At 70.6% G+C, this 24,239-nt stretch carries 22 protein-coding genes; 9 read left to right on the top strand and 13 right to left on the bottom strand.

From position 1 onward, the window contains the following. Positions 1–218, bottom strand: a 218-nt coding sequence (locus AC1RGU_RS29035) for a hypothetical protein (protein ID WP_492739393.1), incomplete at its 3' end; no start/stop codon positions are given. Between the two features lie 126 nt (positions 219–344). Between AC1RGU_RS29035 and AC1RGU_RS29030 the strand changes: the two genes are divergently transcribed. Both AC1RGU_RS29030 and AC1RGU_RS29025 read left to right on the top strand, forming a co-directional pair. Continuing rightward, the gene (locus AC1RGU_RS29030; protein WP_492699541.1) at positions 345–2,252 is read left to right on the top strand and encodes an ATP-binding cassette domain-containing protein; all 1,908 of its coding nucleotides are present in this window, start codon (positions 345–347) and stop codon (positions 2,250–2,252) included. 106 nt (positions 2,253–2,358) lie between these two features. Then, positions 2,359–4,080, top strand: coding sequence for a phospholipase D family protein (locus AC1RGU_RS29025; protein WP_492699543.1), 1,722 nt, complete (start codon positions 2,359–2,361; stop codon positions 4,078–4,080). A gap of 18 nt (positions 4,081–4,098) precedes the next feature. Here the strand turns inward: AC1RGU_RS29025 and AC1RGU_RS29020 are convergent, their stop codons facing one another. The 4 genes from AC1RGU_RS29020 to AC1RGU_RS29005 form a co-directional block, all read right to left on the bottom strand. Further along, the gene (locus AC1RGU_RS29020; protein ID WP_489062160.1) at positions 4,099–5,028 is read right to left on the bottom strand and encodes a copper chaperone PCu(A)C domain-containing protein; all 930 of its coding nucleotides are present in this window, start codon (positions 5,026–5,028) and stop codon (positions 4,099–4,101) included. Positions 5,029–5,060: 32 nt separating this feature from the next. Continuing rightward, positions 5,061–7,400 (bottom strand): TonB-dependent receptor, encoded by a 2,340-nt coding sequence (locus AC1RGU_RS29015; RefSeq protein WP_492699545.1) that lies wholly within the window; start codon positions 7,398–7,400, stop codon positions 5,061–5,063. A gap of 86 nt (positions 7,401–7,486) precedes the next feature. Then, a complete protein-coding gene (locus tag AC1RGU_RS29010) occupies positions 7,487–7,858 on the bottom strand; it encodes a DUF2946 family protein (RefSeq protein WP_070063852.1) in 372 nt (123 codons plus the stop codon). Between the two features lie 11 nt (positions 7,859–7,869). Continuing rightward, a complete protein-coding gene (locus AC1RGU_RS29005; RefSeq protein WP_492699547.1) occupies positions 7,870–9,126 on the bottom strand; it encodes a TraB/GumN family protein in 1,257 nt (418 codons plus the stop codon). Between the two features lie 65 nt (positions 9,127–9,191). Between AC1RGU_RS29005 and AC1RGU_RS29000 the strand changes: the two genes are divergently transcribed. Both AC1RGU_RS29000 and AC1RGU_RS28995 read left to right on the top strand, forming a co-directional pair. Beyond that, the gene (locus AC1RGU_RS29000; RefSeq protein WP_062482861.1) at positions 9,192–9,605 is read left to right on the top strand and encodes a VOC family protein; all 414 of its coding nucleotides are present in this window, start codon (positions 9,192–9,194) and stop codon (positions 9,603–9,605) included. Continuing rightward, on the top strand, positions 9,602–10,807 hold the full coding sequence (locus AC1RGU_RS28995) for a toxin-antitoxin system YwqK family antitoxin (RefSeq protein ID WP_492739391.1): 1,206 nt from the start codon (positions 9,602–9,604) through the stop codon (positions 10,805–10,807). Before AC1RGU_RS29000 ends, AC1RGU_RS28995 begins: the two co-directional genes overlap by 4 nt. Before the next feature lie 21 nt (positions 10,808–10,828). Here AC1RGU_RS28995 and AC1RGU_RS28990 read toward each other — a convergent pair whose 3' ends face one another. From AC1RGU_RS28990 to AC1RGU_RS28980, 3 genes are read right to left on the bottom strand one after another with little or no spacing between them, the layout of a single operon-like run. Then, the gene (locus AC1RGU_RS28990; RefSeq protein WP_062482864.1) at positions 10,829–11,803 is read right to left on the bottom strand and encodes a Bug family tripartite tricarboxylate transporter substrate binding protein; all 975 of its coding nucleotides are present in this window, start codon (positions 11,801–11,803) and stop codon (positions 10,829–10,831) included. A 4-nt stretch (positions 11,804–11,807) separates the two neighbouring features. Next, positions 11,808–12,044 carry a hypothetical protein gene (locus AC1RGU_RS28985; RefSeq protein WP_095746954.1) on the bottom strand — a complete coding sequence of 79 codons (237 nt, stop codon included), beginning with the start codon at positions 12,042–12,044 and terminating at the stop codon, positions 11,808–11,810. Next, a complete protein-coding gene (locus tag AC1RGU_RS28980) occupies positions 12,041–13,801 on the bottom strand; it encodes an FAD-dependent monooxygenase (RefSeq protein ID WP_492699549.1) in 1,761 nt (586 codons plus the stop codon). Before AC1RGU_RS28980 ends, AC1RGU_RS28985 begins: the two co-directional genes overlap by 4 nt. Positions 13,802–13,885: 84 nt before the next feature. On the opposite strand from AC1RGU_RS28980, the gene AC1RGU_RS28975 reads away from it, so the two are divergent. Next, entirely contained in the window at positions 13,886–14,683 is a 798-nt protein-coding gene (locus AC1RGU_RS28975) for a helix-turn-helix transcriptional regulator (RefSeq protein WP_159279687.1), read from the top strand. On the opposite strand, the gene AC1RGU_RS28970 is transcribed toward AC1RGU_RS28975, so the two are convergent. The 3 genes from AC1RGU_RS28970 to AC1RGU_RS28960 all read right to left on the bottom strand — a co-directional run bounded on the left by AC1RGU_RS28970 (position 14,670) and on the right by AC1RGU_RS28960 (position 18,284). Beyond that, positions 14,670–15,797, bottom strand: coding sequence for a zinc-dependent alcohol dehydrogenase family protein (locus AC1RGU_RS28970; protein WP_070063846.1), 1,128 nt, complete (start codon positions 15,795–15,797; stop codon positions 14,670–14,672). The two genes, AC1RGU_RS28975 and AC1RGU_RS28970, sit on opposite strands and share 14 nt — an antisense overlap. 35 nt (positions 15,798–15,832) lie before the next feature. Then, on the bottom strand, positions 15,833–17,059 hold the full coding sequence (locus AC1RGU_RS28965; protein WP_083259400.1) for an ABC transporter substrate-binding protein: 1,227 nt from the start codon (positions 17,057–17,059) through the stop codon (positions 15,833–15,835). A 130-nt stretch (positions 17,060–17,189) separates the two neighbouring features. Next, complete coding sequence (locus AC1RGU_RS28960) at positions 17,190–18,284, bottom strand: fumarylacetoacetate hydrolase family protein (RefSeq protein WP_447747451.1); 1,095 nt, start codon at positions 18,282–18,284, stop codon at positions 17,190–17,192. A 118-nt stretch (positions 18,285–18,402) separates the two neighbouring features. Between AC1RGU_RS28960 and AC1RGU_RS28955 the strand changes: the two genes are divergently transcribed. After that, complete coding sequence (locus tag AC1RGU_RS28955; protein WP_492699552.1) at positions 18,403–19,584, top strand: DUF3108 domain-containing protein; 1,182 nt, start codon at positions 18,403–18,405, stop codon at positions 19,582–19,584. Between the two features lie 109 nt (positions 19,585–19,693). After that, a complete protein-coding gene (locus tag AC1RGU_RS28950) occupies positions 19,694–19,975 on the top strand; it encodes a BTH_I0359 family protein (RefSeq protein WP_056577200.1) in 282 nt (93 codons plus the stop codon). A 54-nt stretch (positions 19,976–20,029) separates the two neighbouring features. On the opposite strand, the gene AC1RGU_RS28945 is transcribed toward AC1RGU_RS28950, so the two are convergent. Continuing rightward, complete coding sequence (locus tag AC1RGU_RS28945) at positions 20,030–21,094, bottom strand: AbrB family transcriptional regulator (protein WP_492699554.1); 1,065 nt, start codon at positions 21,092–21,094, stop codon at positions 20,030–20,032. Positions 21,095–21,158: 64 nt separating this feature from the next. Between AC1RGU_RS28945 and AC1RGU_RS28940 the strand changes: the two genes are divergently transcribed. After that, entirely contained in the window at positions 21,159–21,977 is an 819-nt protein-coding gene (locus AC1RGU_RS28940) for a ChaN family lipoprotein (RefSeq protein WP_492699556.1), read from the top strand. Here the strand turns inward: AC1RGU_RS28940 and aptA are convergent. Beyond that, positions 21,961–23,295, bottom strand: coding sequence for an omega-aminotransferase AptA (gene aptA / locus AC1RGU_RS28935; RefSeq protein WP_492699558.1), 1,335 nt, complete (start codon positions 23,293–23,295; stop codon positions 21,961–21,963). The two genes, AC1RGU_RS28940 and aptA, sit on opposite strands and share 17 nt — an antisense overlap. Before the next feature lie 70 nt (positions 23,296–23,365). On the opposite strand from aptA, the gene purU reads away from it, so the two are divergent. After that, positions 23,366–24,223: a formyltetrahydrofolate deformylase gene (gene purU, locus AC1RGU_RS28930; RefSeq protein ID WP_062478396.1), complete on the top strand. Its 858-nt coding sequence runs from the start codon at positions 23,366–23,368 to the stop codon at positions 24,221–24,223. Positions 24,224–24,239: the final 16 nt, after the last annotated feature.

The following is a 24,239-nucleotide window of genomic DNA, read 5'->3' as shown; positions in this document are numbered from 1 at the left end:
CGAAGCCTTCGATTATGCACTGTTTTTTCAAACCGCGTCAACTTTCGAAGACTTTCTTCACCACCCACAACCAGCGCTCCTGAGAGCACCAGTCGCTTCAAACACCAGAGGTATTCAGCAGCGAAGCCCACGAGTATATGACAGATTTCGGCTCGTGCAAGCCAAGCCGAAAGAAACTTGAAGAAGACCTTTGCCGCCCCGCTCGCCGCCCGCTTCACGCCTCTTCCCTGACTGCCGGCGTCTCTCCCAGGGGACGCCAGTCCCTTCTATATAGAGAGCCACAAAGAAGCCTTCTTCCCCAGCCGCCAGGCGCCGTCACCCGCCCCTCCGATAATCCGTGCCACATGGCACTCATCACACTCCTCGACGCGCAGCTCGCGTTCGGTCACGTCCCGCTGCTGGATCATGCGGACTTCTCTCTTCTCGAATCGGAACGCATCGGCCTGATCGGCCGCAATGGCGCCGGCAAGTCGTCGATGCTCAAGATACTGGGCGGGCTGGAAAAGCCCGACGACGGCACGCTCCAGCTGCAGCAGAACCTGCGCGTGGCCTATGTGGCGCAGGAACCCGCGCTCGACATGGATGCGGACGTGTTCACTGCCGCCAGCCAGGGCCTGGGCGAAGTCATCGCCATCCGCGACCTGTACCTCTCCGGTGCGGACGGGCTCGACCTGGACGCCCTGCAGTCCAAGATCGAAGCCTACGACGCTTGGAACTGGGAGCAGCGCGTCGAAGAAACGCTGCATCGCCTCCACCTCGACCGCAATGCGCGCGTCGGCTCGCTCTCGGGCGGCACGCGCAAGCGGGTCGCGCTGGCCCAAGCCCTGGTGGCCGCGCCGGACGTGCTTCTATTAGACGAACCCACCAACCACCTGGACCTCGACTCCATCGAGTGGCTGGAGCAGTTGCTGATCGACTTCAAGGGCAGCGTCGTCACCATCACCCACGACCGCAGCTTCCTGAACCGCGTCGCCACCCGCATCGTGGAGCTCGACCGGGGCAAGCTGGGTTCCTACCCGGGCAACTTCGAGCAGTACCTCGTCCAGAAGGAAGAACAGCTCGCCCAGGAAGCGATCATCAGCGCCAAGGCCGACAAGCTGCTGGCGCAGGAAGAGATCTGGATCCGCAAGGGCGTCGAGGCCCGCCGCACGCGCAGCCAGAGCCGCATCACGCGGCTGCAGGAACTGCGCGCCAGCCGCGCCGCGCGCCGCGAGGTGCAGGGCAGCGTCAACATGGACGTGGCCTCGGGCCAGTCCAGCGGCAAGATCGTGGCCGAGCTCACCGATGCCACCAAGTCCTTCGGCGAGAAGACCGTGATCCGCGGTTTTAGCGGCACCATCCTGCGCGGCGACAAGATCGGCCTGCTGGGCCCGAACGGCGCCGGCAAGACGACGCTGCTCAAGCTGATCCTCGGCGAACTCGAGCCCGACAGCGGCAAGATCCGTCGCGGCACCAACCAGCAGGTGGCGTACTTCGACCAGATGCGCGACAAGCTCGACCTCGACGCCACGCTGGAAGACTTCATCAGCCCCGGCAGCGAGTGGATCGAAATCGGCAGCCAGAAGAAGCACGTCAAGAGCTACCTGTCGGACTTCCTGTTCTCGCCCGCGCGCGCCAACTCCCCCGTGCGCTCGCTCAGCGGCGGCGAACGCAACCGCCTGCTGCTGGCGCGCCTGTTCGCGCGCCCGGCCAACGTGCTGGTGCTCGACGAACCGACCAACGACCTGGACATCGACACGCTCGAGCTGCTCGAAGGCCTGCTGCAGGACTACGACGGCACCGTGTTCCTCGTGAGTCACGACCGCACCTTCCTCGACAACGTGGTGACCAGCACGATCGCCTTCGAGGGCGACGGCCGCTGGCGCGAGTACGAGGGCAGCGTGGAAGACTGGCTGATCCAGTCCAAGCGCGCACGCGAGATCGCCGAGCAGCGCCTCGCATCGGCACCACCGCCGCCTCCAGCCGCCGCACCGGCCCCGGCGCCCGCAGCTGCACCCGCCGCAGCCTCCACCGGCGGTCCCCGCAAGAAGCTCTCTTACAAGGAGCAGCGCGAACTCGAAGCCCTGCCCGCGCAGATCGAAGCCCTCGAAACCGAGCAGAAGCGCATCAGCGAAATGCTCGAGCTCGACGGCGGCGCCATCTACGCGAGCGACGCCTCGCGCGCGGTCGAGTTGAGCGAGCGCCACGCGAAGATCGACGACGAACTGCTCGCCGCGCTGGAGCGCCAGGAAGAGCTCGGCGCCGGGCGCTGAGCGCCGTCTTCCCTCACCGGTTGGCCGCCCGTCCCACCCACGACGGACGCCAACTCGGCTATACATGCGGCACCGCCTTCCCCTGCTCCCGGAAAGACCCCGCCGCATGCCTTCTTCTTCCTTCCACGCGTTGGTCCGCCGCAGCGTCGCGCTGCTGGCCCTCCTGGTGCTCGGCGCCTGCGCGCAGCTGCCGAAGGAGGTGGACCGCCCCGTCTCGACCGCGCTCGCCTCGCCCGACGGCACGGCGCTGGCGACCTTGCTGCGGGAGCGCCGCAACGCCGACAAGGCGCGCTTCGACTCGGGCTTCCTGCTGCTGGGCGGCCCGCAGGCGGCCTACGGCAGCCGGCTGGCGCTGATCGAGAACGCACAGAAGACGCTGGACCTGCAGTACTACGCCATCCACGCCGACGCCAGCACCGGCCGGCTGGTGCGCGGGCTGCGCGCGGCGGCCGAGCGCGGCGTGCGGGTGCGCATCCTGCTGGACGACTTCCACACCATCGGCCGCGACGCGCTCGTGCTCGGCCTGGCCTTCATCCCGAACATCGAGATGCGGCTGTTCAACCCGCTCGCGGGTTCGCGCGGCACCGGCTTCAACCGCATGCTCAACGCCATCGGCGAGGTCTCGCGCATCCAGCAGCGCATGCACAACAAGCTGTTCCTCGCCGACAACGTGATGGGCGTGACGGGCGGGCGCAACCTGGGCGACGCCTACTTCGGCAACGCCACCACCGGCAACTTCGTCGACGTCGACGTGCTGGCGGCCGGCCCGATCGTGCAAGACCTCTCGCGCAGCTTCGACAGCTACTGGAACAACGAGCGCGCCTACCCCGTGCAGTCGCTGGTCTCGCACGAGGAGTTCCAGCGCATCCGCGACCGCGCGCGCCGGGTCGACCAGGAACTCAGCGACGAGGCGGCCGAAGCGCGCAACCAGCCCAAGCCCCCGGACGGCGAGCCGCGCCCCGGCGCCGGCCCCACGGCCGAGCAGCGGGCCCGCGCCTGGGACGAGAAGCCGCTCGATCTGCGCAGCGCCGCCTTCGTCTGGGCCCCGGCCCTGATGCTGGCCGACGCGCCCGGCAAGATCCCGGCCGACAGCGGCCCCGGTGCGGTGCGCAACCCCGACCTCGTGGTGAGCCGGCCCGAGCTGCCCTCGCGCAGCGCCACCGCGCTGGCCGACCTGGCCTCCAGCGGCGACACGGTGGTCGAAGGCCTGCTGCACCTGATCGGCCAGGCGCGCACCGACCTGCTGATCATCTCGCCCTACTTCGTGCCCGGCCCCGACATGCAGCAGGCCTTTGCCGCGGCGCGCGCGCGGGGCGTGCGCATCCGGGTGCTGACGAATTCACTGGCCTCGAACGACGCGCCCATCGCCCATGTCGGCTATGCGCGCCACCGCAAGGCGCTGCTCGCCGCAGGCGTCGAGCTGTACGAGCTGCGAAGCGAACAGACCGACTTCGGCAATGTGTTCGGCTCCTCGGGCGGCAGCGGCGTGGGCGGCGAATCGCGCGCGATGCTGCACTCCAAGGTGCTGGTGATGGACGGCCGGCTGCTGGTGGTCGGCTCCATGAACCTGGACCTGCGTTCGCAGCTGCAGAACACCGAGATCGCGCTGCTGATCCGCAGCGGCGAGCTCTCGCGCATGGCGGCCGAGCAGATCGAGCGCGGCATGCGCGAACGCTCGTGGCATGTCGAGCTGGTGAAGGGCGCGCTGGTGTGGCAGGCGCCCGAGGGCAGCGGCCTGCAGGACACGGACACCGAGCCCGACGCGAGCGCCACGCTGCGCTTCCTGCTGCGGCTGTTCGGGCCGCTGGCGCCGGACCAGTTGCTCTGACGGTCCGGCTCGACCAGTTCAGTGCTTGTGCTGGTGCGCACCGCCCGCGGCGGGTGCAGCAGCGGCGGCGGCGCCTTCGGGCGCACCGACCGGCAGCTTCAACTCCAGCGTCGTCTTCGCGCCCTTGGCGTCCTCGAACTTCAGGGTCATGGGCACGGTCGCGCCCTTGGTCATCGCGCCCTTCAGGTCCATCAGCATCACGTGGTAGCCGCCGGGCTTGAGCTCGACGGTCTTGCCGGCCGGCAGCTCGAGGCCGCCCGCGAGTTCGCGCATGCGCATGGTGTCGCCTTCCATCTTCATCTCGTGCACCTCGGCCACGCCGGCGGCGGGCGTCGAGATGCCGACCAGCTTCGTGCCCGTGGGCGCGGTGAGCTTCATGAAGGCGCCTGTGCCGCTCTGGCCCGGCACCGACTGGCGCACCCAGGCGTCGCGCACGTCGACCGTGGCCACGCCCTGCGCGACCACGTCGAGCTTGGGCGCCGGCGTCTTCAGGCCGGCCGTGGCGGTGCCCGACGCGGGCACTTCGGCCCAGTCGACGCTGCCGACGTCGCAGTCCTGGCGCACCTTGAACCACAGCGGGCCCGGCGTGGCGGGCACCTTGCCGCGCAGCACGAACTCGCCGCGCTCGCTGCCGGGCAGCGCGTTCTGCGGCGTCTCTGCCGTCCAGCGCACCTCGCCTTCGGCGCTGCCGGCCTTGGGCGCGTCGAGCTTCCAGCCCTTGCGCGCCTGGGCGTCGGTGAGCACGAAGCCCTTGGGCAGGCGCACCGCGAGGCCGGTCGTGGCCTTGGCGCCTTCGCAGGCGTGGCCGACGCGGAAGGCGGCGTTGTACTCGCTGCCGACGGTGGCGCCGCCCGGGGGCAGGCTCACGTGGGCACCGGCGGCGCCGGCACCGGCCAGCAGGGCGCAGGCGGCGAGGATGTGGAAAGTGGGGGTCGAAAGCTTCGTCATGGCGTGTGTCCTTGGAGAGGAAAAAGTGAGGGTCAGAGGTCGAACTTGAGTTCGGCCACGAAGGTGCGTTGCGGGTACGGGTGGAAGGCCCAGTAGGTGCGGTTGTTCAGGTTGTCGATGCCGACGGCGGCGCTCCACTGGCGGTCGATGCGGTAGCGGATGCGCGCATCGACCACGAAGAACTTCGAGAAGCCCATGAAGGCCATGCCGTTCGGATCGCTGTTGTCGAGCGTGCCGTACTGCCGGCCGCTGTAGCGCGCGCCGACGGTGTAGCTCCACTTGGCGTCGGGCCGGTAGGTGGCGAGCAGCGAGGCGCGCACCTTGGGCACGCGCGGCTGGTCGCGCCCGACGCTGGCCGGGAAGCCGCGGTTGGCGGTGATCTTCGAATCGGTCAGCGTGAGGCTGCCGCCCAGGTCCAGCCCCTGGATGCCCGCATCGACCGTGTTGATCGCCACCTCCAGCCCGCGCGTGCGGATGGCGTCGACGTTCTGCACGGTGCTCACGAGGTTGGTGAGCGCCTGGGTGTAGAGCGCGTCCTTCGTGTGCTCGAAGAACAGCGTGGTGCGCAGCACGCCGTCGACGCCCCAGCGCTTGAGGTCGCGCTCGGCGCTCAGCTCGGCGGTCCACGAGCGCTCGGGGCGCAGCTCGGGGTTGGTGTTGACGATGCGGTTGCCCTCGATCGAGCCCTGGTAGAGCTCGCTCACGGTGGGCATGCGCACGGCGCGCCCGACCGAGGCCTTGAAGTGCCAGTCGGGCGTGGCCTGCCAGGCGAGCGCGGCCTTGGGCGAGACGAAGCTGTTCTTGCGCGGCGCGAAGTCGAGCAGCCGCGCCGCGTTGCCGAGCTGGCCGCCGTAGGCCTCCCAGCGCTCGTGGCGCAGGCCCAGCGTGGTCTTCCAGTCTTTGGCGAAGCGCCAGGTGTCCTGCACGTAGAGCGAGCGCAGTCGCGTGTTGCCGTTGAAGGCAGAGAACGGCGACACGGCCGGCCCGCCGATCCAGTCGCGCGTGTTGCCGATGGCGCTGCGCAGCCGCGCGGTGTCCTGCTGGACGCCGAAGTCGACCACGTGCGCGCCCACGCCTTCGGCCGAGCCGGTAGGCCGCCAGGTGCCCGCGGCCTTGAAGGTGTGCCAGCCGGTGCCGCCCATGTCGGTGGTGCGGCCCGGGCCGCCGTAGAAGGCGCCCGGCAGCGCCGTGGTCGGCGTGCGCGAGGTGTCCTTCGCGTAGTCGAACAGGCTCGCCGCCACCTCCCAGTCGAACACGCCGCCCGTGTGGCTCTTCACCGAGAGGCCGTGCATGTAGTGCGTGAGCGCCGTCTCGGTCGGCGCAAAGGCGGCGGCCGGTGCGTCGAGGTTGTAGGTGCGTCCGCCGAGGTTCACGCGCCCGCCGTACACCGGCTGGCCGAGCGCATCGCGCAGGTACGTGTCGGTGCTGCCGTGCGTGGTGTTGTGCCAGGCGCCCAGCGTGTAGGTGGCGCGCACGGTGGGCGAGAAGTCGTAGGCCAGCTTGAGCTTGGCCTGCTCCTGGGTCGTGTCGTAGGCGGTGGTGCCGCCCAGCAGCCACCAGGGCTGGTTCGACGGGTTCAGCCCGAGCACCGCGCCGGTGACGGGCGTGCCCGCACTGCCCACCGTGCCCGCGCTCACGAGCCGGTTGGCGAACGACAGCGACTGCCCCTTGCTGTGGGTGCGCGAGGCGCCGAGCCACCACGACCAGTCGCCGCTGCGGCTGCCCAGCGACAGGTCGAGCTGCTGGCCGCCCGGCGACGAATGGCTGTTGTACAGGTCGAAGTTCGAGGTGAAGCCGCTGAGCTTGACGTGCGCCTCGAGCTGCGTGGGCATGCGCGTCACGTAGTCGACCACGGCGCCCACCGAGTTGCCCGGGTAGGCGGCCGAGAACGGGCCGTAGAGCACGTCGACGCGCTCGATCTCGTCGGGCGACACCATGCCCCAGCGCGGCGCGAAGGTGGCGCCGTTGCCCAGCGGGTTCGACAGCATGATGCCGTCGGCGTAGACCATCGCACGCGCGCTGTTGCCCGTGCCCGAGGCGCGCGTGGCCAGCACCGCGTGGTTGAAGTCGCCGATGTAGCGCTTGCGCACCAGCAGGCTCGGCAGGTACTTGAGCGCGTCTTCGGCGTCGGTCGCGTTGACCGTCTCGGCGATCTGCTCGGCGGTCACGCCTTCGATGGTGGTGGGGATCTGCGTCGGCAGCGAGGTCGGCCGGCCGCCGCTGATGGTGACGGTGCCGAGCGTGCGGCCCGGGGCGGCCGCGGCGCCGGCCTCCGGCGGATCAACGTCCGGCGGCGTTTGCTGCTGCGCCCACACCGGCGCGCTGAAGGGAAATGCCATGGCGACCGCCAGGGCGCGGGAGTGCTGCTTCATGGGGAACCGGCTCCACGAACTTCAAGCCAAAGGGACTGCCTGCGCGCACCCGGGGTGCACCGACAGACAGCGCTGTTGCTGATCGCTCAGGCGGAACGCGGGGGCCCACGGGCCGGCAGCGGCGCGGCCGTGGCCGCGGCATGGCGCGCGGCGGGAATGGGTTGAAGCACGCGCCCCAGCGGCAGGGGCGCATCGAACGCGGCGGCCACGGGCGGCGGGGGCGGTGCGCCGGTCAGCACGCACAGCGGGCAGTCCATGTGCGTGGCGCCCATGTCCTGCACGCCGTCTTCGGTGTGCACCACCACCTTGATGGTGCCGGCGCCGGAACACACCAGTTCCATCGCCTGCGGATGCACCACCGGCGACGCCACCGCCACGCCCAGCGACAGCACGAACCACAGCAGCACCCACCGGCCGAGGCGGCCGATCAGGCGGGGGTGGGGGCGCAACGTGTGCATGGCGGTCGCGATTATCGGCGCACTTTGCTGTTCGCGGCCTTGGGGGCGGCACGGGGTGCGGCCTTGCCCTTGGGCGCGGCGGCAGCCTTCGCGGCCGGCTTGGCCCCGCCCTTCGCGGCGGCCTTCTGGCCCGTGCCCTTGGCCGCCTTCTGCCCCTTGACGTTCTTGCCGCCACGCACCGCCTTGCGCGCTGGCGGCTCGGGCGCGGCGAGCGCCGGCATCGGCAGCGCCTGCTGCGCCTGCGCCTCGGTGAGCACCGGCGTCACGCGAAAGCCGCGCGCCGCCATCAGCGTGGGCAGGCCCTGCGCGCCGACCATGTGCAGCGCGCCGACCGCGGCGAACGCGCTGCGCCCGCCCGCGTGCAGGCGCTCGATGCCGTCGGCCAGCCCGGGGTTGCGGTCATCGAGCAGGCGCTTCATGAGGCGCTGCTCGGCCGGCGTGTTCAGGCACTCGCACCACTCGGCGTAGCGCGCCAGCCGGGCCGCGTCGCTGCGCGCCCAGACATCGGCCAGCGTCTTGAGCTGGCCGCGCAGCCGGCCCGATTCGAGCTCGTCGAGCATGGCGTCGATCTGCTCGGCCTCCTCGGCTTCGGAACCGCCGGTGAGCCAGCGCAGCTGGTCGGCCGCGTTCTCGAGCGCGACGATCGGCTTGTTGCTGTTGCGGGCCGAGACGGCCAGCGTCTCGTCGACGCCGAACTCCGCATACAGCCCGTCGGCGCGCGCCGCCAGCGCGGTCAGCGCCGTCACCTGCAGGATGGGCGGCAGCCGGGCGGTCGAACCCGGCGGCACGCAGGCCTCGGCGTTCTGGCGCTCGAGCCGGCGGGCGCGTTCGCCGCTGAGCACGCGCGCCACCGCGGCCGGGTCGGCCGGCTGGCTCAGGGCGCGCACCGTGGCGTCGTCGCGCGAGTCGAGCTCCAGCGCGAGCGTGTCGCTCTGCGCCAGCGCCTTCTGCACGGTCGGGCCGGGACGCACCCATTCGCCGCGCCCCAGGTGCAGGGTGCCGTAGAGCCAGGAGGTGCGGCCGTCGCGCTCGATGCGCCACAGCAGGCCGCGGTCGATGCCGTTGCGCAGGCCGATGCCGGGCTTCTCGAGGCTCGCGATGGCCGAGGGCGGGCAGACGGCGGCGTGGGCCGCGACCGCAAGAAAGCAACCGCCGACACCGGCAAGGGCCTGGCGGGTCAGACGTGCAAGAAGGCGCTGGGGCGCCGGCCGGTCGGTGCCGCGCGACAGCAGGCGCAGCGGTGCGACGAGGGCTCGGAGTATCCGCAAGGCGAGCTCCATGATTGAAAGAAAGTCCGGCATTCTCACAGCACCGCTGCCCATAATCCAAAACCATGCAAAGCATCTTTCACCTTGCCTTCCACGTGCGCGACCTGGACGGCGCCCGCCGCTTCTACGGCGACGTGCTCGGCTGCGCCGAAGGCCGCAGCACCGACACCTGGGTCGACTTCGACTTCTTCGGCCACCAGATCTCGCTGCACCTGGGCGAACCCTTCGCCACCACCCGCACCGGCCGCGTCGGCGACGCGATGGTGCCCATGCCGCACTTCGGCATCGTGCTCGCGCTGCCCGACTGGCAGGCGCTGGCCGGGCGCCTCGAAGCCGCCGGCACCGAGTTCGTGCTGAAGCCGCAGGTGCGCTTCGAAGGCCAGCCGGGCGAGCAGTGGACGATGTTCTTCTGCGACCCCTTCGGCAACCCGATCGAGGTCAAGGGTTTCCGCTCGCTCGACACGCTCTACGACAAGTGACCCTGCGCCCGCCCGTTCCCGCTCTTCGGGCGCCTCGGGCGGCCGCGTCCCTCCTCGGCCCGGCCGCGATCGCATTCGCCGCGCTGCTGGGTACCCCGACGGTCCATGCGCAGCAGGAGTGCGAGCTCAACGGCCAGCGCGTGAGCCCCGCCGACGGCAACAGCACCGCCGGCAAGACCGGCCTGATGCGCTGCAAGGACCGCGGCACCGGCGAGCTCCAGCGCGAGCAGCAGGTGCAGAACGGCGTCTTCATGGGCCTGGTGCGCTTCTATGAAAAGGGCAAGCTCGCGCGCGAGCACACCATCAACGCCAAGGGCAACATGCACGGCCGCGCGCGCGAGTTCGCGCCGGGCGGCCAGGTGCTGCGCGACGCCACGTACGACGACGGCCAGGAGCGCGGCCTGGTGCGCAGCTTCTACCCCGGCGGCCAGCTGCGACGCGCCACCTTCTACCCCGACCGCGGCACCGAGCGCGCCATGGTCGAGTTCACCGAGCGCGGCCAGATGTCGATGCTGCGCTGCGCCGAAGCGCCGGTGCTGGCGCCGGTGGCCGACGATGCCAAGCTGTGCGGCTTCACGGGCGGGCCCTCGAACGTCGACCTGTTCGACGCGCGCGGCACGCTGCGCTCGCGGCTGTCGTACCAGGCGGGCAAGCGCGTGCGCACGCAGGAGTTCTACGACAACGGCAAGCCCTCGGTGGTCGACGAGACCACCGGCAACCGGCGCGTGGAGCGCAGTTTTTCGTCCGAGGGCGTGAAGCGGCGCGAAACCGTGTGGCTGCTGGTCGGGCGCTCGTCGATCCGCCAGCGCGAGCAGGAGTTTTCCGACCGCGGCTCGCTGGTGCGCGACCAGCGCTGGAACGCCGCGGGCGAGCCCCTGAGCGACGACAGCTACCACCTCAACGGCCAGCCGCGCAGCAAGGCCGTCTACAGCGGCGCCGGCAGCGAGCGCACGGTCGACGTGACCGAGTTCTACGACAGCGGCCAGCGCGCCGCGCAGGGCCGCTACCTCGCGCCGGGGCGCGGCCGGCAGGTGCCCGTAGGCACGCACCAGCGCTTCAATGAAAAAGGCGAGCTGCTGGCCGAGTCGAGCTTCGACGACAAGGGCCGCGTGACGCGCGAACGCAGCTGGGACGAGAACGGCGAGCTGCAGCGCGACGACGAAGTCTTCGAAGACGGCTCGCGAAAAGCGTTCACCCGCTGAGGTGAACGCCCCCTGACGGCATCAGTCCAGCTTGATGCCGGCCTGCTTGATGATCGGGCCCCAGCGCTTCGATTCCGCGCGTGACAGCGCCGCGAACTGCGCCGGCGTGCCGGGCATCGCTTCCATGCCGAAGTCGTCGAAGCGCTTTTGCACGGCCGGCGTGCTGAAGGCCTTGTTCAGGTCGCTGTTGAGCTTGTTCACCACGGCGGCGGGCAGGCCGGCCGGGCCCAGGATGCCCTGGAACGCGAACACCTCGGTGTTGGGCACGCCCACTTCGGCCAGCGTCGGCACGTCGGGCAGGCGCTTGCTGCGCGCGCCCGAGCCGATGGCCAGCACGCGCACCTTGTTGCCCTGCATGATCGGCAGGCCCGAGGCCAGGTCCAGGAACATGCACGGCACCTGGCCGCCCATCACGTCGGCCATGGCCGGCGCCGCGCCGCGGTACGGGATGTGGGTGATGAAGGTGCCGGTGCGCGCCTTGAACATTTCCATCGCCAGGTGGTGCGGCGAGCCGTTGCCGGGCGAGGCGTAGTTGACCTTGCCGGGGTTGGCCTTCACGTAGGCCAGGAACTCCTTGAAGGTCTTGGCCGGGAAGTCCGGGTGCACCACCAGCGCGAGCGGGAACTTGCCGATGGCGCCGATGTAGGTGAAGTCTTTCTCGGGGTTGAACGGCAGCTTGCTGAACAGGTGCTCGTTGAAGGCCAGCACGGCGTTGTCGGCCGACAGCACCGTGTAGCCGTCGGGCTTGCTCTTGGCGACCAGGTCGGCGCCGATGTTGGTCGACGCGCCGGGGCGGTTGTCGACCACGATCTGCTGGCCCAGCGTCTGGCGCATGGCCTCGGCCAGCACGCGCGCGATCACGTCGGTGCCGCCGCCCGCGGGGTACGGCACGACCCACTTGATGAGTTGCGCGGGGTAGTCCTGTGCGTGGGCGAAGGGGGCTGCGGCCACGGCGGCGCCGGAGGCGAGCGTGGCGAGAAGGGTGCGGCGATCCATGAGATCAATCTCCTGTTTTTTGTTCGGAAGCGGACAGCGATGGTACGGGCAGCGCGCGCAACGCGTCGGCCAGCGCGGCGCGGCAGCGCGCCTCGTCGCCGACCTGCTCGAACAGCAGCAACGCGAGCCGCGCGAGGAACAGCGATTCGCGCTCGGCGCCGGCCTCGGTGATGGCGCGCGCGCACTCGGCGTACAGGCGGTCGCGGGCGTCGGGGTGGAGCGAGGGAGCGGAGGTCGTCATGCGGGAATGTCCTGTGAAGTGGCGACGGCCGCGCGCGCCAGCGCGGCGGGCAGCGCACCGGCCGGCAGCCGGTGCCAGCGCGCGGCTACATGGCCGTCGGGGCGCAGCAGGTAGACGGCGCCATCGCCGGCGCCGAGCGCGGCGAAGACGGCGGGGGATGCCTGCGCATCGGTGCGGTCGTTGCTCCCCAGGTTTCCGATGGTGCGCACCTCGAAAGGCAAGGCGCCTTGCCGGGCCTGCGCGATGTCGGCGTCGGGCAGCGGCGCCAGGTCCGGCTGCAGCACCAGCAGCGTGAACACCGGGCCGATCCAGTCGGTCAGATGGCCTTGCGCGAGCGGCTGCTCGGGCATCGCCTCGCCCGGCAGCGGCCCGGCGGGCAGCGCATCGCCCGCGCTCGACAGCGCCGAACCGTCATAGCGCACAGCCTGCGTCTGGCGCGGGTTGATGAGCTGCGCGATGCCGCGATGGGCCTCCGACAGCGACAGCGCCGCCTCGCGCAGCAGGTCGAAGCCGCGCGAGGGCGGCGACATGAACTCGGTGCTGCGCATCGCGCTCTCGGCGTTGATGTGGAAGGCCGCGATGCGCTCCTGCGAGTACGAATCCAGCAGCGCCGGGCCCGACAGGCCCTGGGCCACGAAGGCCAGTTTCCAGGCCAGGTTGTCGGCGTCGTCGAAGCCCGAGTTGAGGCCGCGCACGCCGAAGATCGGCATCGCGTGCGCCGCGTTGCCCGCGAACACGACGCGGCCGTGGCGATAACTGTCGAGCGTCATCGCGCCGGCGCGGTAGACCGAGGTCCACACCGTCTTCCACGGCAGGTGGCCTTCGCCGATGGCGTCGAGATGGCGCTGCACGAACTCGGCCACCGCCGCGGGCTGCAGCGCGTCTTCGGTGCTCTGGCCGGCGCGCAGCTGGTAGTCGATGCGCCAGATGTCGTCGGGCTGGCGGTGCATCAGCACGGTCGAGCCGGGGTTCCACGGCGGGTCGAACCAGGCGCGGCGCTCGGTCGGGTGGTCGCTGTGCAGCTCGATGTCGATGATCACGTAGCGGCCTTCGTAGCCCGTGCCCTCCAGCGCCAGCCCGAGCGACTTGCGCACGAAGCTCTGGCCGCCATCGCAGGCCGCGAGCCACTGGCCGCGCAGGCGGTAGGCGCCCTCGGTATTGCGCACGTCGAGCGTCACGCCCTCGCCGTCCTCGTCCTGCGCGAGCGCGGTGAGCTCGGTGCCCCAGCGGATGTCGACGAGCCCCGGCGTCGCGGCGTTGCGGCGCTCGATCTCGTCCAGCAGGTACTGCTCGATGTAGTACTGCTCCAGGTTGATCATCGGCGGCAGCTTCTGCTGCGCGGCCTGCGGCATCTCGAAGCGGAACACCTCGGCCGTCTTGTAGAAGCTGCGCCCCACGCTCCACGGCAGGCCCTTGCCCATGAAGGCCGGCAGCGCGCCCAGGCGCTCGACGATCTCCAGGCTGCGGCGCGAGATGCAGGCCGCGCGGCTGCCCACGCAGACCGTGTCGTCGGCCTCGAGCACCACGCAGCGCACGCCGTGGTTGGCGAGCCCCAGCGCGAGCGCCATGCCCACCGGGCCGCCGCCCGCTATCACGACGGGGTGGCGGCCGGGCTCCATGCCGTCGGCGCCGAGCGACGGCAGCCGGGGCGCGAAGCGCGTGTAGTGGAAGGCGCCGACCGAAGGCGGCAGCGCGGTCGCGGAGGACGGCGGCGGCACGGGGCCGGTGGCGGCGTCGGCGGTACGGGTGGTGGTCATGGAACGGGATTGTCCCGATGCACCGCCCACGCCAATGTCATAACTTCGTAGGAGGTATTTACCCTAGCCCTCCTTCGAAACCCCATGAAACGCTGGCGCCTCCACCCTGCCGCCGACGCCCAGCTGTCAGCCGCCGTCGTCGGCGACGTGCTGGCGGGCATCGGCACGCCGCACCTGGCGGCCAGTTGCTTGGCGGCGATGCACCGCGTGATGCCCGTCACCTTCTGCACCGTGTTCGGCGTCGACGCCACCGGCCGCATCGAGACCGTGTCGGCCGCCAGCAGCTACGGCCATACGGCCGAGCGCACCGCCGAGCGCTACGTGGCGCAGCGCTTCGACCGGCTCGACCCCCACATGGCCTGGCTGGCCGCGCGCAAGCTGCCGAAGCGCGCGCAGCTGTGGATGGGCCACCAGCACGGCGACGAGGTGGCCGACCCCGCCTACCGCGCCGCCTGCTACGGCGACGTGGGCATCCGCGAGCGCAGCTCGGTGCTGCTGCTGCGCCCGAGCGGCCAGCGCGTGGCCGTGAGCTTCTACCGCAGCCTGGCGCAGCCCGAGTTCGGCGAGACCGACTTCGGCGTCATCGCCGCCCACGCCACGCTGCTGGCCGACGCCGCCAGCGCCCACAGCCGCAGCGCGGCGGCCGTGCACGAGGCGGCCGCGCCCACCCTCGCCTCGCGGCTGTTGACACTGAGCCTGCGCGAACGCGAGGTGATCGGCCACCTGATGGCGGGCCGCACGGCGAAGGAAACGGCGCGCGTGCTGGGCGTGGAGCTCAGCACGGTGCGCACGCATCAGTACCGGGCGTTCCGGCGGTTGGGGATTCGGACGCAGAAGGAGTTGCTGCGGGGCGCGATGCCTGCGGCCGTCACGGCATCGTGACGATCTGCCGGATGGCCTCGCCGCGCTGCAGCCGGTCGAAGCCCTCGTTGATCTCCTCGAGCTTCAGGCGCCCGGTGAGCAGCCGGTCCACGGGCAGCTTGCCCTGGCGGTACAGCGCGATGAAGCGCCCCAGGTCGCGCCGCGGCACGCAGCTGCCGAGGTAGCTGCCCTTGAGCGTGCGCTCCTCGGCCACGAGGTGCCAGACCGGCGTGTTCAGCGTCTGGATGGCGGCGGGCAGGCCCACGGTCACGGTGGTGCCGCCGCGGCGCGTGACCTTGTAGGCGAACTCCAGCGCCTTGGCCGAACCCACCATCTCGAGCGCATGGTCGACGCCGCCCTCGGTCATGTCGCGCAGCCGCTTGGCCGCATCGGGGTCGCTGGCGTTGACGCTGTCGGTGGCGCCCAGCGCGAGAGCGAAATCGAGCTTGTCCTGCGCCAGGTCGACCGCGATCACGCGCGCGGCGCCCGCGGCCAGCGCGCCCATGAGCGCGGCCAGCCCCACGCCGCCGAGCCCCACCACGGCCACGGTCTGGCCCGGCCGCACCTGCGAGGTGTTGACCACGGCGCCGACGCCCGTCACCACCGCGCAGCCGAACATGGCCGCAATTTCCAGCGGCAGCTCGCGGTCGATCTTGTGCAGCGAGCGGCGCGACACCGTCGCGTACTCGGCAAAGGCCGACACGCCCACGAAGTGGTCCATCGGCTCGCCGCGGTACGACAACCGCCGCGCGCCGCCCAGCAGCGTGCCCGCCACGTTGGCCGCGCCGCCCGGCTCGCACAGCGCGGGCCGGCCCTCGGCGCAGGGCGCGCAATGGCCGCAGCTCGGCACGAACACCAGGATCACGTGGTCGCCCGGCGCCAGGTCGGTCACGCCCTCGCCCAGCGCCTCGACCACGCCGGCCGCTTCGTGACCCAGCACGATCGGCGTGCGGCGCGGCCGGTCGCCGTTGAGGATCGACAGGTCCGAGTGGCACAGCCCCGCGGCCGCGATGCGCACCAGCACCTCGCCGGGGCCGGGCGGCGCCAGCTCGACCTCCTCGATCTCGAGCGGTCGGCTCTGGGCATAGGGCGCGGGGGCGCCGAGGCGCTGCAGGACGGCGGCACGGACTTTCATGAGGTCTCCTTGGGTTCGGTCAGGCGGTCAGCTCATCAGGACTTCGCTGCGGCAACCAGCGGGCACTTGCTCTTCGACAAGGGCTGGAAGGCCTTGTCGCCGGGGATCGTGGACAGCACCGTGTAGTAGTCCCACGGGTACTTCGACTCGGCGGGCTTCTTCACGCTCACCAGGTACATGTCGTGCACCATGCGGCCGTCGGCGCGGATCGTGCCGCCCTGCGCGAAGAAGTCGTTCACCGGCATCGCCTTCATCTTCGCGGCCACGGTGGCGCCGTCGTCGGTGCCCGCGGCCTGCACCGCCTTCAGGTAGTGCGTGACTGCCGAGTAGGCGCCGGCCTGGATCATCGAGGGCATCTTCTTCATGCGCTCGAAATAGCGCCGCGCCCAGGCCCGCGACTCGGGCGTGCGGTCCCAGTAGAAGCCGGTGGCGAAGGTCATGCCCTGCGCCTGCGCCAGGCCCAGCGCATGCACGTCGTTGATGAACATCAGCATCGGCACCACGCGCTGCTTGGGCGACACGCCGAACTGCCGCGCCGCCTTGACGGCATTGACCGTGTCGCTGGTGGCGTTGGCCAGCGCGATGGTGTCGGCCCCCGAGGCCTGCGCCTGCAGCACGTACGACGAGAAGTCGCTCGCGTTGAGCGGGTGGAACACGCTGCCGATCACCTTGCCCTGCAGTTCGCCGACGAACTCGGTCATGTTGGCGGCCATGGCCTTGCCGAAGGCGTAGTCCACGCCGATCAGGTACCAGGTCTTGCCGCCCTGGCGGCTCACGCCCTGCGCGGCGCCGTTGGCCAGCGCGTAGGTGTCGTAGGTGTAGTGGACCGAGGTCGGCGCGCAGGCTTCGTTGGTGAGCGCCACCGAGGCACCGCCGGTGTTGATCGACAGCTTCTGCCGCTCGCGCGCCAGGTTGACCACCGACAGCGCGACGGCCGAGTTGTTCATGTCGAAGATGGCGTCGACGCCGTCGCGGTCGTACCAGGTGCGTGCCAGCGAGGCGCCGATGTCGGCCTTGTTCTGGTGGTCGCCCCAGACCAGTTCGATGGGCCGCCCGAGCACTTTGCCGCCGAAGTCCTCGATGGCCATGCGCGCGGCCTCGACCGAGCCGCGCCCCGCGGTGTCGGCGTACAGGCCCGACATGTCCGACAGCACGCCCACGCGCACCTTGTCGTCGCTGAGCTTCTGGGCGGCGGCCTGTCCGGCCAGCGCCATGCCCATCACCCCCCATGCGCACAACGCGCGCCCCGCCAGCTTCGGCATGCCCATGGACCTGTCTCCTTGCAGTGAACGGATCGCTGCATCCTAGGCAGCGCCCGCCGCGCAGGGTTGGGCTTTGCGGAACGGGGGCTTCCGGCCAGCCGAACGGGGAGAAACCCCGACAGGGCCTGCGTCAGCCTTCGGCGGCAGGTTCCGGCGCGGTGCCGGTGTCGGTCCCGGCCTGCGGCTTGGTGAGCGACACCGGCGCCTCCACCGGCCGCCCCGCCGTCGACACGATCTCCTGGTCGATCGCGCCGAACAGCGAGCGTCCGTCCAGCCCCTTCATCTCGATGCGGATCGTGTCGCCGAACTTCATGAAGTCGGTGGCCGGCGCGCCGTCCTGGATGGTCTCGATGCAGCGCTTCTCGGCGATGCACGAGTAGCCCTTGGGCCATTCCATGCGGCCGTTCTTCTCGACGCCCTTGTTGCTCACGGTGCCGCTGCCCACGATGCTGCCGGCGCGCACGTTGCGGGTCTTGGCGATGTGGGCGATGAGCTGGCCGAAGTGGAAGGTCATCTCGGGGCCGGCGTCGCACAGGCCGACCTTACGGCCGTTCCAGCTGCTTTGCAGCGCCAGGTGCACGCGCCCGTCCTGCCAGGCCTCGCCGAGCTCGTCGAGCGTGACAGCCACGGGGCTGAAGGCGGTGGCGGGCTTGCTCTGGAAGAAGCCGAAGCCCTTGGCCAGTTCGGCCGGGATGAGGTTGCGCAGGCTCACGTCGTTGGCCAGCATCACGAGGCGGATGCCGTCCAGCGCCTGGTCGGGCGTGGACCCCATCTTCACGTCGCCGGTGACGACGGCGATCTCGGCCTCGAAGTCGATGCCCATGGCCTCGCTGGGCACGATCACGTCGTCGACCGGGCCGAGGAAGTCGTCGCTGCCGCCCTGGTACATGAGCGGGTCGGTGTAGAAGCTCTCGGGCACCTCGGCGTTGCGCGCCTGGCGCACGAGCTCGACGTGGTTCAGGTAGGCCGAGCCGTCGGCCCACTGGTAGGCGCGCGGCAGCGGCGCCATGCACTGGGCGGGGTCGAAGGGAAAGGCGTGGCGCGCGCGGCCGTGGTTGAGGGCGTCGTACAGATCCTGCAGCTGCGGGCTCATGAAGCCCCAGTCGTCCAGCACCTGCTGCAGCCGGCTCGCGATGCCGGTGGCGTAGTGGGCGAGCGTGAGGTCGCGCGAGACGACGACCAACTGGCCGTCGCGCGAGCCGTCCTTCAGGGTGGCGAGTTTCATGGTGCGGGCGTGAGCAAGAAAAAGGGCGCGGCGCCGCGCCCACTAAACTGGTTGAACGGGCGGCAGTGTACCGAGTGGACTTCGTGAACCTCGGCGCCGCAACCCACTCCACACACCCATGTCGACGCACGTCGCGCCCCCACCGCTGTCCCTGGGCCTGCCCGGGCGCCCGTCCTGGCGCGCGCTCGCGGCGCTGACGCTGGCGGTGGCGCTGGCGCACCTGCTGCTGCTCGGGCTGGCGCCGATGGCCATCGGGCCGGAGCCCTCGCCGCTGGCCAGCAAGTTCATCACGCGCACGATCGTGATCGCGCCGCCCGCGGCGGAAGCTCCGGCTGCACCGGCCGCCGCGCCGGTCGCGGCCAAGCCGCCACCACCGGCCAAGCCCCGGCGTCCGCGCGAGGCGTCGGTGCCCCGCCCCAAGCCGGCCCCGGCGCCCGTGCCGGACGCGCCGGACGCGCCGGCCCAGACGCCTCCGCCCGAAACGCCCGACCAGACCGCGCAGGCCGCTACAGATTCAGGAGCAACCGCCCCCGAGACACCGGCCGGCGCCCCGGCCACCGCCACGGGCACCACGGCCGGTGGCACGCAGGGCGGCACGACCACGGCCGGCAGCGGCGCCTCGGGCACCATCGCCGGCACCCAGGCGCTGCGGATTCCGGGCTCGGTCACGCTCGATTTCGAGGCCACGGGCCAGAAGGGCGCCTCGCCGCAGCGCGGCGTGTTCGGCGAGCTGGTCTGGCTGCAGGACGGCAGCCGCTACGACGGGCGGCTCACGCTCAAGGCGGTGTTCTTCACCCTGCTGAACTGGCACAGCACCGGCAAGATCGGCCCCTCGGGCCTGGAACCCGAGCGCTATTCGGAAAGCCGCAAGGCCGAGGTCGCCTCGCATTTCGCGCGCGACCAGGGGCAGATCATCTTCAGCAACAACGCCCCCCCCGTGCCCCTGCAACCGGGCGCGCAGGACCGCATGAGCGTGATGATGCAGCTGGGCGGCCTGCTGGCGGCCAGCCCGGCGCGGTACCCGCCCGGCACCCGGATCTCGGTGCAGACGGTGGGCGTGCGCGACGGCGATGTCTGGGTCTTCGAGGTGGGCGACGAGGAGCAGCTGAGCCTGCCGGCCGGCGAATTCACCACGCGCAAGCTCACCCGCACGCCGCGCAAGGATTTCGACCGGAAACTGGAGCTCTGGCTGGCGCCGCGCTACGGCTACCTGCCCGTGCGCATCCGCCAGACCGAGGCAAACGGCGACTTTGCTGACGCCCAATTGCGCAAACCCCTACCCGAAGCGCCCGCCAATTGAGGCAAAAAGACTCACATATCAACGGCGCGACGACAACTGTTCTTGAAACTGGCGCGTTGATTGCTATCTAACCCTCATGAACGCCATCGACATCCTCACAGGGCCCGCCATGAACATGCTTTACGACTCCGAGTCCTTCGTCGTCGTGCACGTGCAGCCGAACGACGGCGACGAGCCCAGCACGAAGCCCAACGGCCCCGTGCTGGAACGCCACGGCTTCGAGATCGTGGACAAGCGATCGGGCAAGGAGGTCTACCTCGACGGTTCCTGGGCCGAACTGTTCCAGCAGCAGATCGCCGCCTGGCAGCTCAACACGCCCACGCAGGAAGAGGTCGAGGACACGCTCGAGGGCTACGCCGAGCTGGCGCACACGCCGGTGCTGGTGCACTGAGCGGCCTGCCCCGCCCGAACGAAACAAGCGCCCCGCGGGGCGCTTTTTCTTTGCCTAGGCGCCCCAGCGCTCGGTCCAGCGGTACATCGGCCCCACGATCAGCAGCACCGCCACCAGCCGGCACACCTGGAAGGCCGTGACCACCGGCACGCCCAGCTGCAGCACCTTGGCCGTGATCGACATCTCGGCGATGCCGCCGGGCGAGGTGCCCAGGATCATCGTGGCCGGATGCAGCCCCGTCGCCTCGGCCAGCAGCCAGGCCGCGCCGGCGCACAGCACCAGCATGCCGACCGTGCCCAGCGCCACCGAGCCGAGCCAGCGCGGCGCCGTGTGCAGAAACTCGCGGCTGAAGCGCACGCCCAGGCTCACGGCAATCACCAGCTGCGCGGTGTTCGACAGCCAGGTTGGCACCGCCGACAGCGACTGCCCCGCCACCGTGAAGCCCATGGCCACCAGCAGCGGCCCCATGAACCACGGGTTGGTGCGGCCCAGCGCCCGCATCGCGAGCCCGCCCGCGCCGGTGGCCAGCGTCAGCAAGGCCAGCCCGGCCGGGTTCACCTCGCGCACGCCGGGCGGGTTGATCTCCAGGCCGTGCAGCCCGCTCCACTGCATCGCGAACGGGATCGTCACGGTCACCACCATCAGCCGCAGGCTGTGCGCGGCGGCCACCAGGTCGGTGCGCGCGCCGGCCGATTCGGCCAGCAGCGTCATCTCCGAAGCGCCGCCGATGGCACCTGCGAAGTAAGTCGTGGCTCTCATGGATTTCGCCGGCACATGCGGCATGCGCGCCGCATGCACGCGGTGCAGCCAGCGCCCGAACCCCCAGCCCAGCAGCAGCGCCCAGCCGATGGCCAGCAGGATCGCCCACCACACGCCGGCCACCAGCGTCACCACCTGCGGCGTGAAATACAGGCCCAGGGCCGTGCCGATGACCCACTGACCCAGGTTGCGCAGCGGCGTGTGGCTGGCGGTCGGCTGGCCCGCGATCGAGGCCAGCGACACCGCGAACAGCGGGCCGATCATCCAGGGCAGCGGGGTGTGCAGGGCGACACAGGCGAGTGCGGCGGCCAGCGCCAGCAGCAGCGTGGCCAGCACGCGAAGGGGAAAACGAAAGGACACGGGCAGAGAAAGCAGCGGAAAAGGACGACAGCCCGGTGGAGGGCGCCGGGCATAGTATGGTGGGATGCCTCCTCGTCCTTCCCGCGCTTCCCGGTTCCTCGCGTTCCTGGTCGCCGCCGCCCTGCTCGCCGGCTGCGCCGCGCTGTCCGCCGAGGCGCCCGTCGCGCGCCGCGTGGCGGCCCTGCTGCCGGCCGATGCGCTGCTGCTCGGCGAGCAGCACGACGCCCCCGAACACCACGCCCTCGAGCGCGAGACCGTGCAGGCCCTGGCCGAGCGCGGCCAGCTCGCCGCGCTGGCGCTCGAGATGGCCGAGGACGGCCGCAGCAGCGCCCGCTTGCCCGCCACCGCGACCGACGCGCAAGTGCAGACCGCCCTCGGCTGGAACGACAAGGCCTGGCCCTGGACGCGCTACGGCCCCACGGTGATGGCAGCCGTGCGCGCCGGCGTGCCGGTGGTCGGCGCCAACCTGCCGCGAGCGCGCATGAAGGACGCGATGGCCGACGTCTCGCTCGACGTGCAGCTCAACGGCGAGGCCTACGCCGCGCAGCAGGAGGCCGTGCGCGAGGGCCACTGCAAGCTGCTGCCCGAATCGCAGATCGGCCCCATGACCCGCATCCAGGTCGGGCGCGACCGCGCCATGGCGCAGGCGCTGGTGAAGGCCCGGCAGCCGGGCAAGACGGTGGTGCTGATCGCCGGCGCGGGCCACGTGACCAAGGTGCTGGGCGTGCCGCAGCACCTGCCGACCGACGTGTCGGTGAAGACGGTCCACCTGCAGGCCGGCGGCCCGGCCGAGGACGACACCGACGCCTACGACGCCACCTGGCGCACGCCGGCGCTGCCGCCGGTGGACTACTGCGCGGGCGTGCTCAGGCGAACTTCCTGATCGAATCCGCCAGCGTGTTGACCAGCGTGTCGATGTGCTGCTTCTCGACGATGTAGGGCGGCGCGATCACCAGCACGTCGCCCGCGGGCCGCACCAGCGCGCCCTTGTGGAAGCAGTCGAGGAACACCTCGTAGGCGCGCTTGCCCGGCGACCCGGCGATGGGCGCGAGTTCGACCGCCGCCGCCAGGCCCAGGCTGCGGATGCCCACCACGTTCGGCAGGCCCTTGAAGGTGCTGTGGAAGGCATCGCCCAGCACCTTGCCCATCTCGCCGGCGCGGGCGAACAGGTTCTCTTCCTTGAACAGGTCGAGCGTGGCAATGGCGGCGGCGCAGGCCACCGGGTGGCCCGAGTAGGTGTAGCCATGAAAGAACTCGACCACGTGCTCGGGCGCGTCGGTCTTCATCATCGCGTCGTAGAGCTTGTCGCGGCAGATCACGCCGCCCAGCGGGATCACGCCGTTGGTCACGCACTTGGCGAAGTTCAGCATGTCGGGCACCACGCCGAAATAGTCCGACGCGAAGTTGGTGCCCATGCGCCCGAAGCCGGTGATGACCTCGTCGAAGATCAGCAGGATGCCGTGCTTGTCGCAGATCTCGCGCAGGCGCTTCAGGTAGCCCTGCGGCGGCAGGTACCAGCCGGCCGAACCGGCCACGGGCTCCACGATGATCGCGGCCACGTTGCTCGGGTCGTGCAGCGGCAGGATGCGCGTCTCGAGCTCGACCAGCGGGTCTTCGGTCCACACCGGCTCCGCGTTGTGGATGTAGGCGTGGTTCACCGGGTCGTGGATGAAGCGCATGTGGTCCACGCGCGGCAGGAAGGCCGAGCCGAACACCTTGCGGTTGCCCGGGATGCCGCCCACCGACATGCCGCCGAAGCCCACGCCGTGGTAGCCCTTCTCGCGACCGATGAACACGTTGCGGTGGCCCTCGCCGCGCGCCCGGTGGTAGGCCAGCGCCACCTTCATCGAGGTGTCGGCGGCCTCGGAGCCCGAGTTGCAGAACAGCACCTTGTTCAGGTCGCCCGGCGCCAGTGCGGCGATCATCTCGGCCGCCATGAAGGCCTTGTCGTTGCTGACCTGGAAGGCGGTGGCGTAGTCCAGCGTGTCCAGCTGCTTCTTGATGGCCTCGTTGATCGGCTTGCGGTTGTGGCCCGCGCCCACGCACCACAGCGAGGAGATGCCGTCGACCACCTTCTTGCCGTCGTGCGTCGTGAACGTCATGCCGTCGGCCGCCACGAACACCCGCGGGTCCTTCTTGAAATGGCGGTTGGGCGTGAAGGGCAACCACTGGTTGTCCATGTTGAAGTCCTGGAAGGCCATGTCTCGCTCCTGCGGTTATGTGGGGAGGGAAAATCGCGATTCTGGCACCCCTGCCACAATCCTGCCCCTGATGACGACCACTACGCCTGCCTACATCCTGAACCTCTCCTGTCCCGACCGGACGGGCATCGTGCACGCCGTGTCGGGCTTCCTGCTCGAGCGCGGCGCCAACATCGAAGAGGCCGCCCAATACAACGACCACGGCACCGGCCTGTTCTTCATGCGCGTGCGCTTCGCCTGCGGCGACCACAGCGAAGCCGTGCTGCGCGAGGAGCTGAAGGCCTTCGCCACCGGTTTCGGCATGAGCCTGCAGCTGCACGCCGCCGCCGACCCGATGAAGACCGTGATCCTGGTCAGCAAGGAAGGCCACTGCCTGAACGACCTGCTGTTCCGCTGGAAGAGCGGCCTGCTGTCGATCGACGTGCGCGCCATCATCTCGAACCACCGCGACTTCTACCAGCTGGCCGCCAGCTACAACGTGCCCTTCCACCACATCCCGGTGACGGCCGCGACCAAGGCACAGGCCGAGGCGAAGCAGCTGGAGATCATCGAGGCCGAAGGCGCCGAACTCGTGGTGCTCGCGCGCTACATGCAGATCCTGAGCAACGACCTGTGCAAGAGCCTGGCCGGCCGCGCGATCAACATCCACCACTCGTTCCTGCCCAGCTTCAAGGGCGCCAAGCCCTACTACCAGGCGCACGACCGCGGCGTGAAGCTGATCGGTGCCACCGCCCACTACGTGACGGCCGACCTCGACGAAGGCCCGATCATCGAGCAGGACGTGGCCCGCGCCGACCACACCGACACGGTCGAAGACCTCACGGCCCGTGGCCGCGACACCGAAAGCCAGGTGCTGGCCCGCGCCGTGAAGTGGCACAGCGAGCACCGCGTGCTGCTGAACGGCCACCGCACGGTCGTGTTCCGCTAACCCACTCCATCGCCGC

The organism is Variovorax sp. GW823-FHT02B07, assembly GCF_058797695.1.
Note: the sequence above shows the minus strand (reverse complement) of the source record. Positions and strands in the feature narration are given on the sequence as shown.

Bases quoted from the DNA above. Each gene is read 5' to 3' on its own strand.
- AC1RGU_RS29030 (WP_492699541.1), top strand. From the start codon at position 345: ATGGCACTCATCACACTCCTCGACGCGCAGCTCGCGTTCGGTCACGTC.
- AC1RGU_RS29025 (WP_492699543.1), top strand. From the start codon at position 2,359: ATGCCTTCTTCTTCCTTCCACGCGTTGGTCCGCCGCAGCGTCGCGCTG.
- AC1RGU_RS29020 (WP_489062160.1), bottom strand. From the start codon at position 5,028: ATGACGAAGCTTTCGACCCCCACTTTCCACATCCTCGCCGCCTGCGCC.
- AC1RGU_RS29015 (WP_492699545.1), bottom strand. From the start codon at position 7,400: ATGAAGCAGCACTCCCGCGCCCTGGCGGTCGCCATGGCATTTCCCTTC.
- AC1RGU_RS29010 (WP_070063852.1), bottom strand. From the start codon at position 7,858: ATGCACACGTTGCGCCCCCACCCCCGCCTGATCGGCCGCCTCGGCCGG.
- AC1RGU_RS29000 (WP_062482861.1), top strand. From the start codon at position 9,192: ATGCAAAGCATCTTTCACCTTGCCTTCCACGTGCGCGACCTGGACGGC.
- AC1RGU_RS28990 (WP_062482864.1), bottom strand. From the start codon at position 11,803: ATGGATCGCCGCACCCTTCTCGCCACGCTCGCCTCCGGCGCCGCCGTG.
- AC1RGU_RS28985 (WP_095746954.1), bottom strand. From the start codon at position 12,044: ATGACGACCTCCGCTCCCTCGCTCCACCCCGACGCCCGCGACCGCCTG.
- AC1RGU_RS28980 (WP_492699549.1), bottom strand. From the start codon at position 13,801: ATGACCACCACCCGTACCGCCGACGCCGCCACCGGCCCCGTGCCGCCG.
- AC1RGU_RS28975 (WP_159279687.1), top strand. From the start codon at position 13,886: ATGAAACGCTGGCGCCTCCACCCTGCCGCCGACGCCCAGCTGTCAGCC.
- AC1RGU_RS28970 (WP_070063846.1), bottom strand. From the start codon at position 15,797: ATGAAAGTCCGTGCCGCCGTCCTGCAGCGCCTCGGCGCCCCCGCGCCC.
- AC1RGU_RS28965 (WP_083259400.1), bottom strand. From the start codon at position 17,059: ATGCCGAAGCTGGCGGGGCGCGCGTTGTGCGCATGGGGGGTGATGGGC.
- AC1RGU_RS28960 (WP_447747451.1), bottom strand. From the start codon at position 18,284: ATGAAACTCGCCACCCTGAAGGACGGCTCGCGCGACGGCCAGTTGGTC.
- AC1RGU_RS28955 (WP_492699552.1), top strand. From the start codon at position 18,403: ATGTCGACGCACGTCGCGCCCCCACCGCTGTCCCTGGGCCTGCCCGGG.
- AC1RGU_RS28950 (WP_056577200.1), top strand. From the start codon at position 19,694: ATGAACATGCTTTACGACTCCGAGTCCTTCGTCGTCGTGCACGTGCAG.
- AC1RGU_RS28940 (WP_492699556.1), top strand. From the start codon at position 21,159: ATGCCTCCTCGTCCTTCCCGCGCTTCCCGGTTCCTCGCGTTCCTGGTC.
- aptA (WP_492699558.1), bottom strand. From the start codon at position 23,295: ATGGCCTTCCAGGACTTCAACATGGACAACCAGTGGTTGCCCTTCACG.
- purU (WP_062478396.1), top strand. From the start codon at position 23,366: ATGACGACCACTACGCCTGCCTACATCCTGAACCTCTCCTGTCCCGAC.